Annotated in this window: 12 protein-coding genes; 5 read left to right on the top strand and 7 right to left on the bottom strand. The window is 58.8% G+C overall.

Translation table 11 applies throughout. The features are described 5' to 3' along the window. Positions 1 to 246 precede the first annotated feature (246 nt). On the top strand, positions 247 to 924 hold the full coding sequence (locus tag ACODR9_RS00870; RefSeq protein ID WP_488807113.1) for a hypothetical protein: 678 nt from the start codon (positions 247 to 249) through the stop codon (positions 922 to 924). A gap of 71 nt (positions 925 to 995) precedes the next feature. Here ACODR9_RS00870 and ACODR9_RS00865 read toward each other — a convergent pair whose 3' ends face one another. The 5 genes from ACODR9_RS00865 to ACODR9_RS00845 form a co-directional block, all read right to left on the bottom strand. Beyond that, positions 996 to 2315, bottom strand: coding sequence for a sigma-54-dependent transcriptional regulator (locus ACODR9_RS00865; RefSeq protein WP_488807112.1), 1320 nt, complete (start codon positions 2313 to 2315; stop codon positions 996 to 998). A 3-nt stretch (positions 2316 to 2318) separates the two neighbouring features. Next, positions 2319 to 4142: an ATP-binding protein gene (locus ACODR9_RS00860; RefSeq protein WP_488807111.1), complete on the bottom strand. Its 1824-nt coding sequence runs from the start codon at positions 4140 to 4142 to the stop codon at positions 2319 to 2321. Between the two features lie 209 nt (positions 4143 to 4351). Continuing rightward, positions 4352 to 6034, bottom strand: coding sequence for an aspartate-alanine antiporter (gene aspT / locus ACODR9_RS00855; protein WP_488807110.1), 1683 nt, complete (start codon positions 6032 to 6034; stop codon positions 4352 to 4354). 117 nt (positions 6035 to 6151) lie between these two features. Then, positions 6152 to 7810 carry an NAD-dependent malic enzyme gene (locus ACODR9_RS00850; protein WP_488807109.1) on the bottom strand — a complete coding sequence of 553 codons (1659 nt, stop codon included), beginning with the start codon at positions 7808 to 7810 and terminating at the stop codon, positions 6152 to 6154. Between the two features lie 275 nt (positions 7811 to 8085). Then, positions 8086 to 9087, bottom strand: a complete 1002-nt coding sequence (locus ACODR9_RS00845) for an NAD-dependent epimerase/dehydratase family protein (RefSeq protein ID WP_488807108.1) — start codon at positions 9085 to 9087, stop codon at positions 8086 to 8088. Positions 9088 to 9183: 96 nt separating this feature from the next. Between ACODR9_RS00845 and ACODR9_RS00840 the strand changes: the two genes are divergently transcribed. After that, a complete protein-coding gene (locus ACODR9_RS00840; protein WP_488807107.1) occupies positions 9184 to 10098 on the top strand; it encodes a LysR family transcriptional regulator in 915 nt (304 codons plus the stop codon). A gap of 23 nt (positions 10099 to 10121) precedes the next feature. On the opposite strand, the gene ACODR9_RS00835 is transcribed toward ACODR9_RS00840, so the two are convergent. After that, the gene (locus ACODR9_RS00835; RefSeq protein ID WP_488807106.1) at positions 10122 to 11036 is read right to left on the bottom strand and encodes a LysR family transcriptional regulator; all 915 of its coding nucleotides are present in this window, start codon (positions 11034 to 11036) and stop codon (positions 10122 to 10124) included. A 165-nt stretch (positions 11037 to 11201) separates the two neighbouring features. Between ACODR9_RS00835 and ACODR9_RS00830 the strand changes: the two genes are divergently transcribed. Together ACODR9_RS00830 and ACODR9_RS00825 are read left to right on the top strand one after the other, a co-directional pair. Then, complete coding sequence (locus ACODR9_RS00830; RefSeq protein WP_488807105.1) at positions 11202 to 12110, top strand: LysO family transporter; 909 nt, start codon at positions 11202 to 11204, stop codon at positions 12108 to 12110. A 38-nt stretch (positions 12111 to 12148) separates the two neighbouring features. Next, complete coding sequence (locus ACODR9_RS00825) at positions 12149 to 12337, top strand: hypothetical protein (RefSeq protein WP_488807104.1); 189 nt, start codon at positions 12149 to 12151, stop codon at positions 12335 to 12337. Positions 12338 to 12364: 27 nt separating this feature from the next. Here the strand turns inward: ACODR9_RS00825 and ACODR9_RS00820 are convergent, their stop codons facing one another. Then, positions 12365 to 13405, bottom strand: coding sequence for a zinc-dependent alcohol dehydrogenase family protein (locus ACODR9_RS00820; protein ID WP_488807103.1), 1041 nt, complete (start codon positions 13403 to 13405; stop codon positions 12365 to 12367). Between the two features lie 117 nt (positions 13406 to 13522). Between ACODR9_RS00820 and ACODR9_RS00815 the strand changes: the two genes are divergently transcribed. After that, positions 13523 to 14026 (top strand): Lrp/AsnC family transcriptional regulator, encoded by a 504-nt coding sequence (locus ACODR9_RS00815; protein WP_488807102.1) that lies wholly within the window; start codon positions 13523 to 13525, stop codon positions 14024 to 14026. Positions 14027 to 14107 lie beyond the last annotated feature (81 nt).

Here is a 14107-nt window from a genome sequence, read left to right as displayed (position 1 = left end):
GCTGGTGCCCAACACACCCTCAACAGCGGCTGCCGCATCCGTTAGTCTTGCGGCATTTCTACTTCCATCGGTTTTGTCATTGTCTGTTTTTATGGACAATGCACAGCCTATGGTCGGGTAGCGCGCAGCCATGCAATACCCGGGTAACCGGGAAAAACTGCGGGCCGTTACTGTTGGCGGTGTTGAAGTGCCTGACCACCCTCTCAACAGGGGTGACTTTCAACGACTCAACAGAAGGCCATTTCCATGACCAAGCAAGCCCCTTCGCATTCCCAACACCCCCCGCCCCTTTGCTTTTACTACCACGGCAAACCCCTGCATGTGCTGCATCACCACGGACAATGGTGGCTGCACAGCAGCAATGTGCTGGCCCTCATTGGTCGTCGACTGGGAAGCCGCATCCAGCAATTACTGGCCGCAGATCCGACACGCAAGAACACAGCAGAAACTGAAGACATCAAGGACTACTGGCCTGCAACGGCGCTGCTGCGCGCCTTGCGCCGTAGTGGCAAGCCGCTGGCGCGGCAATTGCGTGACTGGTTGAACAGGCAGCTGCTACCGGCACTGGAACAGCTTCCGCCCGCCGCCCCGCGTTGGGAGCAGGCCCTGGCGCTGGCAGCCGAGGCCGGGGTGCAGGTGAGTCATGCGGTGTTGCAGGCGGTATTGGCGCAGGGCGCACGCTGGCAGCATTCGCACTGGCTGCTGACGCTGGATTACACGCCGGACAACCCCTTGCGCCATGCGCATGGCCGCTTGCTGGGGCTGAACAGTTCGGCAACGCCCTTGCAGGCGCTGGCGCAGCAAATTGCCACGGCGCAAGGTATTGCTGCGGATAATGGCGAGCTGTTAGGGCTGGCGACGGCGTGCCATCAACAACTGCGTGGCCGTTTGCAGCGACAGGCCCGGCGGGTAATGGCAGGCTAAGCATGCAGCAGGCATGAAAAAACCGGCAGCGGGCGCTTGGCCCGGCTGCCGGTCTTGTTTTGCTGTGCGGATTATTTTTCTTCCAGATCGTACTTGCGGATCTTGTCGAACAGCGTGGTTTTGGCAATTTTCAGCACTTCGGCGGTTTTGGAAACATTGCCGCCCTGCTTGCGCAGTTCTTCGGCAATCATGCCTTTTTCAAATGATTCCACCGCTGCATGCAGCGTGAGCTGGTTATCCGCCATGGCAGTGCCGGGCACCATTTTCAGGTCCAGCACAAAGCGGTCGGCCTGATTGCGCAGCTCGCGCACATTGCCCGGCCAGTGGTAGGCCATCAGGTCGCGGATGACTTCCGGGGTGATGGCCGGTGCCGGGCGGTTCATGCGCAGCGCGGACTGGGTGACAAAGTAGTCAAACAGCAGCGGGATGTCCTCGCGCCGGGCGCGCAGCGGCGGCAGATCCAGCGTGACCACGTTTAGGCGGAAGTACAGGTCGGCACGGAATTTGTCTTCTTCGGCCAGCTTGGACAGGTCGGCCTTGGTGGCGGCAATTACGCGAAAGTCCACCGGAATCAGCCGGTTGGAGCCCAGCCGTTCGATCACCCGCTCTTGCAGCACGCGCAGCAGCTTGATCTGCATCGGCATGCTCATGCTTTCTATTTCATCCAGAAACAGCGTGCCGTGCTGGGCGTATTCAATCTTGCCGATACGCTGCTTGCTGGCCCCGGAAAACGCCCCGGCTTCGTGGCCGAACATTTCGCTGTCGAACAGGGTTTCCGGCAGGCCGCCGCAGTTGAGCGCCACAAAGGGGCCGGTGCGGCCGGACAGGTCGTGCAGGCAGCGTGCCAGCAGCTCTTTACCGGCACCGGTTTCGCCGTTGATCAGCACATCAGTGGGGGTGGCAGCCACGCCTTGTACCAGATGACGCAGCTCGGCCATCACATTGGAGTTGCCAATCAGGCGGCTTTCCAGCCCGCCATAGGCGGCCAGTTGCTTGCGCAGCTGGCGTACTTCCAGTGCCAGACGGCGCTTTTCCAGCGCGCGCTGTACCACCGACACCAGCACTTGCGGCAGAAAGGGCTTCTGGATGAAGTCGTAAGCGCCGTCGCGCATGGCTTGCACCGCCATGGCAATGTCGCCGTGGCCGGTAATCAGGATGACCGGCAAGTCGGGGTCGTCGGCCAGCAGCTCCTGCATGAAGGCCAGGCCGTCCATGCCGGGCAGGCGGATGTCGCTGACGATAATGCCGGCAAAGTCGCGGCCTATGCTGCGGCGGGCTTTTTCCACCGAGTCAAAACCCTGGGCCTGGATGCCGTCCAGCCCCAGCGCCTGGACATAGCCCAGTTGCACGTCCTGATCGTCCTCGATCACCAGTACTTGTAGATTGCTCATGTTTTACTCCTGCTTGTTCTGTCTGAGCGTGATGGTGAATACCGCCCCGCCATCCGGGTGATTGTCGGCAGTCAGCATGCCGCCATAGGACTTGATAATGTCCGAGGACAGGGCCAGCCCCAGGCCCAGCCCGCTGGTTTTCTTGGTGGTGAAGAAAGGCTCGAAGATGTGGTCACGCACTTCGTCGGACAGGCCGCTGCCATTATCACGCACGCTGATGCGCACGGTGTCGCCCTGGCGCGACCAATCGATGCTGATCTGCGCGTCGTCCATGCCGTTCAGCGCATCAATGGCATTGCTGACCAGATTCACCAGCACCTGCTCCAGCCGCACGGCTTCACACAACACCACGATATCCGCCGGTTCTGTCGGCAGCTGCAATGTGATATGCGTCTTTTTCAGGCGGTGGTTCAGCAAAAACAAGGCGTTTTCCACCGCCTGCGCCACCGCTACCGATTCGCGCTCGCCATTGGGGCGACGGGCAAAGGATTTCAGTTGTTCGGTGAGCGAGCCCAGCCGCACCACGATGTCGGTGATGCGTTCCAGATTGGCCCGTGCGGTGGTGAGGTCGTTGATTTCCAGAAAGCGCACGGTATTGGCCGACAAGGCGGACAGCGCCGCCAGTGGCTGGTTGATTTCGTGGGCGATGCCGGTGGATAGCTGGCCGATCACCGCCAGGTTTTCAGTGCGGATCAGCTCGTTCTGGAAGTTTTCCACCTGCCGCGCTGCCTGAATGCGTTCCTCGATTTCCTTTTTCAGACTGGCATTGGCCTGCTTCAGCTCGCTGCTGCGCTGCTCGACTTGTTCTTCCAGATGATCGTGCGCCAGTTGCAAATTACGCCGCGCCTCGGCCTGGGCTTTCAGGTTCATGCGCCACAGCCGTACCGAATGCAGCAGCAGGCAGGCAAAGCCCACCATCACTGCCATCGCCAGCGCCCGGGTCATGGCCAGGCTGTGCAGCTCGTGGGTGTCGTTCAGCATGGTCAGCGCCATGCCGCTGACCGGAATGGTCTGGCTGACAGCCAGGTATTCATGTCGGCTGCGTCCCTGCCCCATCTGCACCAGCATGGCCTGGCTGTTGAGCACGCTCTTGCGTTGCCACAGTGGAGGTTTGACCACCTGCTTGTTGTACTGCTGGGCTTTTTCCAATGCCAGCCGGGCATCAAAGCTGAGCGGCACGGTGGCGTGATACTTCCATTCCGGCACCGAGGACAGCACCACCACACCGTTGGAGTCAGACACCAGCAACGGCTCCACGATATTGCCCCACATGTGTTCCAGCTGCTCCAGCCCTATCTTGATGGCCACCACACCCAGCCGCTCCGCGCCCCGATGTATGGCCGTGGCAAGGTAAAAGCCGGTGGCATTGCCGGTAGTGCCAATGGCGTAATAGGTGCTGATGCGGTTGGCTGCCGCCTGCTGAAAATAAGGACGATAGGCGATATTGCGCCCGACAAAGCTATCTTTTTGCTGCCAGTTGCTGGAGGCCAGCACCTTGCCCTGCTTGTCCACCAGATAAGCCTGCAAGGACCCGGCCCCCTGATTAAGCCGGCTGAGATAGTCATTGGACTGCGCCAGCAAACGGGCATCCCCCGGATGATCAAGCGTTTCGCGCAGGGTGTCGTTATAGGATGCCGCCAGCGGCAGCAAGCCGAACTTGTCCACTTCGTGCTGCAGGAAACCGGCATTGCGCGCCACGCGGCGCACCGACTCCTGCTGGCGCTGTTGTAGTTGCTCTTGCCAGCTGACGGTGTACACCACCCAGGCCGACAGCAAGGACAGCACCAGCGATATCAGCAGGTAAAGATAAAAAACGGTTCGTTTCATACGCACTCCGGGCCGGGCCCGCCTGGCTGGATTCAAGTCATCGCCCGGTGGCGGCTGGCTGGTGGTGGCTGGCATGCGGGCATTATCCCACAGTGCCCAGTCACTTTTTTTGCACCGCACGATGCAAAGCAAAAAAACCACGCGGGGCTAAGCCGCGTGGCAAGGTCATGGCAGGGCCACGACGACCGAAAGGATAAAGAACAAGACAGCTAGAACACGTTGACCAGCACGATGGTAAACACCGCCATCACCAGCCGGGATACCGCATAGCCTACGGTATAGCCCACGGCAGGCACCTTGCTTTGGGCGGCGTCTTGCAATGCGCCCAGTGCAGCGGTGGTAGAACGGGCACCGGCACATGCGCCCAGCAGGATGCCAGGGTGGAACTTGAACACGAATCGACCCAGCAGCAGGCCGACAATCAGCGGCACCAGGGTAACCACGGCACCGGCAAACAGCAGGGTAACGCCGTACTGTTGCAGGCCGGAAATAAAGCCAGGCGCGGCATTCAGGCCAATCACCGCAATAAAGCCGTTCAGACCCACATTATTGAACACCCACAGTGCCGGGCCGGGAATCTTGCCAAAGGTACGCATGGTGGCACGCAGGTAACCACACACAATACCGGCCACGATCGAACCCACCGAAGTACCAAAGCTCAGCGGAATACCGGCCACATGCACGGTGATGGCACCCAGAATACTGCCCACCACGATACCGAAGCCCATGAAGGCCATGTCGGAGTTTTCCAGCGGACGGTCGGCATAGCCCAGTTCCTTGGCCACAGCAACTACGTCTTGCTTGGCACCCAGAATGGTCAGCACGTCGCCACGTTGCACCACCACATCATGCCCCATCGGCATGTCCAGCTCGCCCCGGCTGAAGCGGGTAAGGAACAGGCCACGGCCCGGCTTGCCGAACAATGCAGTCGTAATGTCGCCCAGGGTTTTGCCAGCGTATTTGCGGCTGGTGACCACCAGGTCGAGCAGTTCGGTGGAGAAGTCCAGCAGCGGAACGTCTTTCACTTCCTTGCCAAAGTGGTTCTGGTATTTCAGCAGCGCGGTCAGGGTGCCGGAGATGGCCACCACGTCATTACGCTGGATACGGGTATTGCCTTCGCAATCGACAATCTTGGCACCCACGGCCTGACGCACGCGGCGAACAAAGATTTCGTGGTCGAACATGGCTTCCACTTCGGAAACCGTCTTGTCGAACAGATCAACATTGCTCAACAGAAAGGCACGGGCGGAAAACTCGCGGTAGGCAGTGCTGCCCACGGTGTGGCCGTTGCCGTTTTCTTTTTCATAGCTCTTGCACTCTTCGGCCAGATTGAAACCCAGCACTTTCGGCGCAAACGTGGCCAGGAACCAGGCCGAACCAGCGGTACCGAACGGGTAAGTCACCGCATAAGCCACCGGCATCAGCGCCATGGCCACTTTCACGCTGCCAGGCATCTGGTTGACCTGGTTGAGCAAGTCGGTTGCCACACCCAGCACGGTGGAGTTGGTATAGCCACCGGACAGCAGGCCAGCAGTCAGCGCGGCATCGTAATGCAGCATCTTGCCCAGCAGGATGGCGGTGACCAGACCGGACGCACACACCAGAATGGTAAAGAACACCTGCGAAATGCCGTCGCTCTTGAGCGCACGGATAAACTGCGGCCCCACGGCATAGCCGACGGCAAACAGGAACATGGCAAAGAAGGTGGATTGCAGCACCGGCGGAATCACCAGATGCACCTGGCCAATCAGCAAACCGGCCAGCAAGGTAGACGTGACCACCCCGAGATTGAATTTGCCCAGACTGAGATTGCCCACCCAGAAGCCGACGGCGATGGTCAGATAAATCGCAATCTCCGGATACTTCTGCAGGGTATGAATGATGTAGTCCATGATAGACACCTTTGTTTTGTCAGCAGTTACCCGGCCCACCTGCACACGGGCAACTGCCATCAAGCAAGAACAACGTTAGTGGAAGTCATGCGCAACCGGGTGGCTGCGCCCTGCTTCTCAGTACTGCGGCTTGTAGAGCTGGCTCTCAATCCAGGCGCGGATATCACGCGGACGCTCCACCTGGGCCAGACCGGAATCGAACATGTACTCGGCAATACGCGCTGCCGTGGTTACTTCGGTTTCCAGAATCTGGTCCTGGCTGGGGAACAGCATGCTCTTGGCGCGCTGGGTCAGCGTCACCTGATCGGCGGTGGCATGGGCAGCCACGATGAAGCATTCGTCGTTCAGGCGGGTCGGACGGCAGCAGTAAGTAGCCAGACCGATGGCCGGGTAGATGTAGAAGTTGTTGGCCTGACCCGGACGGTAGGTTTTGCCTTCGTAGTCAAAGTCGGGGAACTGCACACCAGCGGCAAACAGCGCCTTGCCCTTGGACCAGGTGTAGGCTTCCTCAGCGCTGCACTCCGCCTTGTGGGTGGGGTTGGACAGCGCAAAGATGATGGGCTGTTCGTTCAGCTGACTCATCAGCTCAACCACTTCACGGGTGAAGGCGCGGGCCTTGGTACTTACGCCAATCAGCACGGTCGGCTTGAAGTCGCGGATGGCTTGGACAAAGTCCTTGCACGGCTTGGCCGGGCGGGCATACAGCTTCTGGGTTTCGGTGAGATCGGTACGGGAATGCTCGATCAGGCCGTTGATGTCGAACAAGGCCACTTGTTTGCGGGCTTCGGTTTCGCTCAGGCCCAGGGTTTGCAGTTCGGCGCAGAACAGCTTGGCAATACCCAGTCCAGCAGAACCAGCACCCAGGAACATCACGCGTTGGTCGGTCAGCTTGCCGCCGGTAATGTTCATCCCGGCTGCGATACCGGCCAGTGCCACGCTGGCAGTGCCTTGAATGTCATCGTTGTAGCACAGGATCTTGTCTTTATAGCGATCCAGCATGCGGATGGCGTCGGTGCCCTTCCAGTCTTCAAAATGCACGCAGCAGTTGGGGAATACTTCCTGCACGGCCTGGATGAATTCTTCGGTCAGTTCGTCCAGCTCGGCTTCAGAAACCGGTGCTTCGCGGGTGCCCATGTAGAAGGGGTCGGCGCGCAGGGTTTCGTTGGTGGTGCCGATATCGAACAGCACCGGCAGCAGGCCAGCCGGCGGCACGGCAGCGCAAGCGGTGTACAGTTGCAGCTTGCCAATCGGAATACCCATGCCGTTGGCGCCAATGTCGCCCAGGCCCAGAATGCGGCCACCGGTGGATACGCAGATGAAGCGCACGTCTTTTTCCGGCCAGTTACGCAGCACTTCGGCCATGCGGCCCTTCATGTAGCGGGTGATGTACATGCCACGGGCGCGGCGGTAGTTGTTGCCGAAGGTTTCGCAGGCATCGGCCACAGTCGGGTCGTACAGCACCGGGATAAAGCGTTTCGGGTCGGACATCACCGTCTTGTAGAACACGGTTTCGTTACGGTCTTCCAGGCCGATCAGGTAGGTATAGCGTTCCAGATCGTCCGCTTTTTCATCCAGATGCGCCATGACGCGTTCCACCTGACGGTCCAGGTTTTCCACTGCATGCGGCAGCAGGCCTTCCAGACCCATCTGGCGACGTTCATCCACGCTATAGGCCGTACCCTTGTTCAGTTTGGGCTCGTGCAGCAGCGGCATGCCGCCGGCAACACCCTTGGCGCTCAGTTTGTCATTTTTGACGGAAGTGTTCTTTACAGTCATGGCAATCTCCAGTTTGTATCGAATGGGTGAGATGAAAACTTCTCAGCTGCCCTTCTTATTGCAACTGGCGTGCCAGGCTTTCCGCTCTCCAAAATATTTTTAAGTAATTGAATTTGCTGGGTTTTTATTTGCGCAAAAAACCATACCGACGTCAGGCCGTACTTTGCCCCGTACCACGCGTGCGGAAGTCCGTACTTTGTCTGTGGGCTTTACCCAGACATGAAAAAACCCGGTCAGCCAGGGCTGCCGGGGCGTAAAAACAGATCCGCACCTGCTTACGCAGATAATGATTTGCTGCCGCTTGCGCACGGCAGCCTGCCCATACTCGCCAATGTGGCGGCAACCGCTTCATCCAAGGGCGTATGTGGCTCGCTGCCCAGCACCGTCATCAGGCGGGTATTGTCCATACGCAGCGGCTGACGCCACAAATAGCGCATCTCCAACATCTCCCGCAAGGTAAGCATAAAAGGCGCCGCCAGATAGACCAGCCACCAGGAAAACGGGCGTACGCGGGGCCGTGCGCCACCGTGTGCTGCAATAACACGGCAAATTGACGCTGCCAGCTGGGTGCCATCGGCATCCCAATGACCCGCCAGATGGAAAGTGGCAAACGGGGCAAGCTCATGCCGCTTGGCCAGCAACGCAATCATGGCGCGCGCAACATCGGGCAGGTATGACCACTGATGCCCCACTCCGCGATCACCAGGCAGGGCAAGCGCCGTCACCGTCTTGCCGGGCTTGACCACCCCTTGGGCAAACCAGTTGTTGCCCGCGTGCGGGCCAAAGAAATCACCGGCCCGGACAACAATGGCACGCGCCCCACGGTATGTTGCAGCCTGCAGCCGGCGTTCGAGTTCGACACGGATGGCACCCTTGCGGGTAAGCGGACGTTGCGGCGCAACTTCCCGAATCAGCGGAAAAGCGTCTGGCCCATAGTTGTAAACCGTACCGGGCAGCACAATGGTGGCACCTTCGGCAATGGCAGCCGCAATGGTGTTGTCCATCATGGGCAACACCAGCGTTGACCAGCGACGGTACCCCGGCGGATTCACCGCATGCACGATGACATCACACCCCCGTGCAGCATTCATCACATCGTCCCGGCGCATGGCATCACCTTGCAACCACAGCATGCCATCTTGTGGCTTCGGCATTTGATGCTGTCCGCGCGTGAAGGCCCGAACCTGCCATCCGGCGGCAAGCAACTGGCGGGCAATTTCACCGCCGATACCGCCTGCTGCACCCAGTACCAAAACCACCTTGCCTGTCTTCATCATCCAACTCCAGTGTGCTGCATTGTGATGACTGGATTCTGGCGGCTATTTCATACAAAATAAATTAACCAACACCACCATTCAGGTATGCATTTTTGTATGGATAAAGAGATTGGCTGGGAACTCTATCGCTCATTTCTCTGTGTACTGCAGGAAGGTTCTTTATCCGGTGCTGCGCGTGCGCTTGGCATCACCCAACCCACCGCAGGCCGTCATATCGCCGCACTGGAAAAAACACTGGGATATGCCCTGTTTACCCGATCGCAGTCAGGCCTGATCCCCACGGCGGCGGCAGTGGAACTCCGCAGCTACGCAGAGTCCATGCACAGTGCCGCTGCCGCGCTGCAACGGGCTGCCGAAAGCCACGGCAACGGTGTGAAAGGCACGGTGCGCATCTCAGCCAGTGAGGTAATTGGTGTCGAAGTTTTGCCAAGCATCCTGGCCTGCTTGCAGCAGCAACATCCGCAACTGAAAATCGAACTGGTATTGACCAACCGGGTGCAGGATCTGCTGCATCGGGAGGCCGACATCGCCGTACGCATGATGAAGCCCAAGCAGGACGCGCTGATTGCACGACACGTCGGTGATGTGAGGCTGGGCTTGCACGCACATCAAGACTACCTTAGCCGGTGCGGCACACCGGCAACGCTGGACGAACTGGCAAATCACACCCTGATCGGCTTCGACACCGAAACCCCTTTCCTGCGCGCCGCAGCAACAGCACTACCGCTGCCAACGCCTGCCTCCTTCTCGCTGAGAACCGACAGCGATATCGCCCAACTGGCCCTGATGCGCGCCGCATGTGGTATCGGCGTATGCCAGATTGCACTCGCCCGGCGTGAGGCATCGCTGGTGCAGGTGCTACCGCAGCACTTTGCACTCAGCCTGGCCACCTGGATTGTGATGCACGAAGATTTGCGCACCACACCGCGCTGCAAAGTAACCTTCGATGCACTGATCAACGGCCTGGCGGCGCACATCATGCAAGGGCAGCCGCAGCACAGCGAACGCTAGTGGTAGCTGGATACGCTCAAGTTTCAGGGCACTGCAGGGAAAAACTGCCGATTGGAAAAGTCATTGACCAGCCAGTCATACACCGCGCGGATTCGGGCCGGAACCGGACTACGTTGCGGCCGGTACACACTCAGCGCCCAGGGTGTGGGTGCCTGGGCGGAAAGTACTTCGATCAGCGCCCCGCTCTGCAAGTGTGGAATGGCAATAAAGCCGGGTAACTGGGCAAAACTCAAGCCAGCCAATACCGCAGCACACTCCGCTTGGGTGCTGTTGCTACTAAATGCCAGATCACGCGGCGTCCACTGCGAGGCATGGCGGAAAAACCAAGGCCACGGCTTGCCGGTTCGTTGATCAATCGTGCCGACCACCGGCTGCTGCTGTAAGGCCTCCAGCGTTGGCGGCACGCCGCACTGCGCCAGCAAACCGGGTGCCGCCACCATGAAGAAATGTACTTCCGCCACCTGCCTGGCCACAAAGCGGCTATCCCGGATCAGCCCATGGCGAATGCCGATATCAATCTGCTCATCAACGACATTGGTTTCATCATCTTCCAGATGAAGTTCGAAATGCAGGTCGGGATAGTGCTGACGCAAACGGGCTAGGCTATGGACCAGACTGGCCTGGCCGATTGCCTCTGGGGCGGTCAGGCGCACCGTACCCTCCACCTGCTGCGCCGTACTGCTTTCTGCGCGCCGGAATATGCAATCCACCCCCTCCACCCCTTGCCTGGCCAGCTGCGCCAAACGCTCACCCTCGCGGGTAACCCTGCACTGGCGCGTATTGCGGTGAAACAATAGCTCGCCCAACTGATTTTCCAGCATCTGAATGGCACGGGTAACCACCTGTGGCGAGATACCAAGCTGCTGCGCAGCCTCCTTGAAATTACGCGCCTCCGCTGCCGTACAGAAAATACGCAGCATTTCCAGTCGATTCAGCATTCCGTCCCCTTAACTCATGCTGCGCATGCGTATTCCTGTTTACGGAATTCTAAAAGCGCATTTCATCCATTTATGCGAATCGATGGTTTGGCAATACTAGCGCCAACCGCCGCACCAAAGCACCCATCCACCTATTTGGCAGCACTGCCTGAAAATGAAATTGCCATGCAACTGATTCTGCAAGCCATTTTCCCCATCCTGCTGGCGCTCTTGCTTGGCTACGCGCTGGGCCTGCTACTCCCGCGCCGCCATACCCGGCACTGCGCCAGACTGCTGACGCCATTGATCTGGCTGTTGCTGTTCTATTGCGGCAAGGGCTTTGGTGACGTGCTGAGCAATGGATCACTACTGGGCAAGACGCTGGGTACCGCCCTGGTGTTTGCATTTCTGACCACCGCGCTGCCATGGGGACTGATTGTGTTGTGCATGCGCCAGCCACGTGGCAGCGGCACGGTGCAACAGGCCGAAACGCCGCCAAAAATGCAGTTTCTCCACGCGCTGCGCGACTGCCTGATTGCATTGAGCATGGTGGGAATGGGGGCTGCCGCCGCCGGATTACACCTGGGCTGGATGGATGCCATTAGCACCACTCAATTGCTGTACCTGCTGATTGTGTTGGTTGGCATCGACCTTGCAGAGCTGAAACTGAATAGTAGCTGGCGCGCCCCGGAGGTGATGGTGCTCCCCCTGCTGGTCATCATCGGCTCCATGGTGGGCGGCATGGTGGCTGCGCTGTGTACCGGGGAAAGTGTGTGGACATCGCTGGCACTATCCAGCGGCTTTGGCTGGGTCACCCTGTCCAGCATCCTGGTCAGCAGCAAGCTGGGCAGCAGCTATGGCGCCATCGCCATGTTGACTGATCTGTTTCGTGAGTTGATGGCCATTTCCATGCTGTACCTGCTGGGCGCACGCTTTAGCAGGGAGGCCATTGGCATCTGCGGTGCCACCGCACTGGACGCAACCTTGCCGCTGATTCGACAGAAGTGTGGCACCAACCACATCTCGCTGGCCTTGATCAGCGGCTTTGTACTGACGCTGGCCAGCCCGATACTGATCATGATTTCTTTGGCATGAAAATCTGAATTGCTTCCCGGTCAATTTAACGAACCGCGTTGGCCGAAGCGGCAGCAGTATTGATCGACCGGTTTGTCGTGATCAACCGCCATCGAAAAATGGCGACAAGTGTCGGGGCGATTCAGATGGTTTCCCAGCACATGATGGTAGTTCCAGCGAATAACCAGGTGGCCATCATGTGCCATGCGCAGTCCTGGCGCAGTGCAGCCATGGCACATGATGATTGACAGAAGACCTGCGTCACAGCAACAGGGTCAGAACTCCGTCACCACCGTTACCCCGGCCACCTCAAACTTGTCCATATTCATCAGGACATCAATCGACTGTTCCAGGTTGATGGTGCGGCCAATCAGTTGCTCCGGAGCCAGCTTCCCGGCGGCCATCATGGAGAACATGGCATCGTAACGATGCGCCTGCATGCCGTGGCTGCCCAGGATTTCCAGCTCGTGCGCAATCACCTTGCTCATCGGAATGGCCGGGGTGCTGTGCTCGCCCAGCATCAGGCCCACCTGCACGTGCTTGCCGCGTTTGCGCAGATTGCTGATGGAGTTGAAGCAGGTTGCCGGATGGCCCAGCGCATCCAGTGACACATGCGCACCGCCACGGGTGATTTCCATCACTGCTTCAATCACATTCGGCACTTTGCTGGCATTCACCGTGGCAACTGCACCCAGGCGGCGAGCAAGTTCCAGCTTGTCGTCCGAAATATCAATGGCGATCACATTCGCCCCGATGGCATTGGCAATCATGATGGCAGACAGGCCAACACCACCGCAGCCATGCACCGCCACCCACTGCCCGGCCGAGGTTTTGCCCTGATCCACCACCGCGCGGAACGATGTCACAAAACGGCATCCCAGACTGGCCGCCGTGGTGAAGTCCAGCGACTCCGGCAAGGCCACCAGATTGATGTCCGCCTGATGGATGGAGACATACTCGGCAAACGAACCCCAGTGGGTGAAGCCGGGCTGGAACTGGTGGTCACACACCTGATGATTGCCTGAGTGGCACTCCGGGCAATGACCACAGCCAGCCACAAACGGCACAGTAACCCGATCGCCAATCTTCCATTTGCTTACCTGCTTGCCAACCGCAGTCACCACGCCGGAAAACTCATGGCCGGGAACATGCGGCAGCTGGATGTCCGGGTCGTGGCCAACCCACCCATGCCAGTCACTACGGCACACGCCGGTTGCCATCACCTGAATGACCACACCGCTGTTATCCGGTGTCGGGTCCGGCACGGTGGTGAGTTGCGGCGGGGCGGAAAACGATTCGTAAACAATGGCTTTCATGCAGTACTCCTCGGTGGAATGGTGCATTCATTGTGAACGCTTCCGGAGAAATTACCTGTCAGATTGCCATTGGAATAAGGCGAAATCTGAAATAGCATTTCATTAATCAAGTCACTAATGAAAGCATTCTTCAAAATGACCGAACTGGACAAAGTCGACCTCGCCATCGCCGACAAGCTGCAGCAGGATGGCCGCCTGTCCAACGCCAAGCTGGCAGAGCAGTTTGCCATGAGCGAAGCCTCCTGCTGGCGACGCCAGAAACGGCTGGAGGAGCTGGGGGTCATCGAGGGTTACAAAGCAGTACTGAACCGGCGCAAGCTGGGCATCGGCGTGATGGCCTTTGTGCAGATTGTCTGCACCCAGCATAGTGAAGAAGCCACCGCCGCATTCGAACGCATCATTCAGGCCTGCCCGCAGATTCTTGCTTGCCACAACACCACTGGCGAAGCCGACTTCCTGTTGCAGGTGGTCGCGCACGATCTGGATGACTACAGCCGCTTTGTCGAAAAAGTATTGCGCAAATTACCCGGCGTATTCAGCATCCGCAGCAATATTTCACTCAGAGAGATCAAGGTAATGAACAAGCTGCCAATTACAGACATCGAGCTGGGCAATGCTTGAGTGATCACGCGCTGTGCCAGCTGTTTTTGTTGGACGGGATGCTACCGGCACCCAGTGGTAATGACATTCCCCCCTCTGAAC

This window comes from Aquitalea sp. FG25 (assembly GCF_057809375.1).
Note: the sequence above shows the minus strand (reverse complement) of the source record. Positions and strands in the feature narration are given on the sequence as shown.

Coding starts and splice junctions, on each gene's coding strand:
- ACODR9_RS00870 (WP_488807113.1), top strand. CDS start 247: ATGACCAAGCAAGCCCCTTCGCATTCCCAACACCCCCCGCCCCTTTGC.
- ACODR9_RS00865 (WP_488807112.1), bottom strand. CDS start 2,315: ATGAGCAATCTACAAGTACTGGTGATCGAGGACGATCAGGACGTGCAA.
- ACODR9_RS00860 (WP_488807111.1), bottom strand. CDS start 4,142: ATGAAACGAACCGTTTTTTATCTTTACCTGCTGATATCGCTGGTGCTG.
- aspT (WP_488807110.1), bottom strand. CDS start 6,034: ATGGACTACATCATTCATACCCTGCAGAAGTATCCGGAGATTGCGATT.
- ACODR9_RS00850 (WP_488807109.1), bottom strand. CDS start 7,810: ATGACTGTAAAGAACACTTCCGTCAAAAATGACAAACTGAGCGCCAAG.
- ACODR9_RS00845 (WP_488807108.1), bottom strand. CDS start 9,087: ATGATGAAGACAGGCAAGGTGGTTTTGGTACTGGGTGCAGCAGGCGGT.
- ACODR9_RS00840 (WP_488807107.1), top strand. CDS start 9,184: ATGGATAAAGAGATTGGCTGGGAACTCTATCGCTCATTTCTCTGTGTA.
- ACODR9_RS00835 (WP_488807106.1), bottom strand. CDS start 11,036: ATGCTGAATCGACTGGAAATGCTGCGTATTTTCTGTACGGCAGCGGAG.
- ACODR9_RS00830 (WP_488807105.1), top strand. CDS start 11,202: ATGCAACTGATTCTGCAAGCCATTTTCCCCATCCTGCTGGCGCTCTTG.
- ACODR9_RS00820 (WP_488807103.1), bottom strand. CDS start 13,405: ATGAAAGCCATTGTTTACGAATCGTTTTCCGCCCCGCCGCAACTCACC.
- ACODR9_RS00815 (WP_488807102.1), top strand. CDS start 13,523: ATGAAAGCATTCTTCAAAATGACCGAACTGGACAAAGTCGACCTCGCC.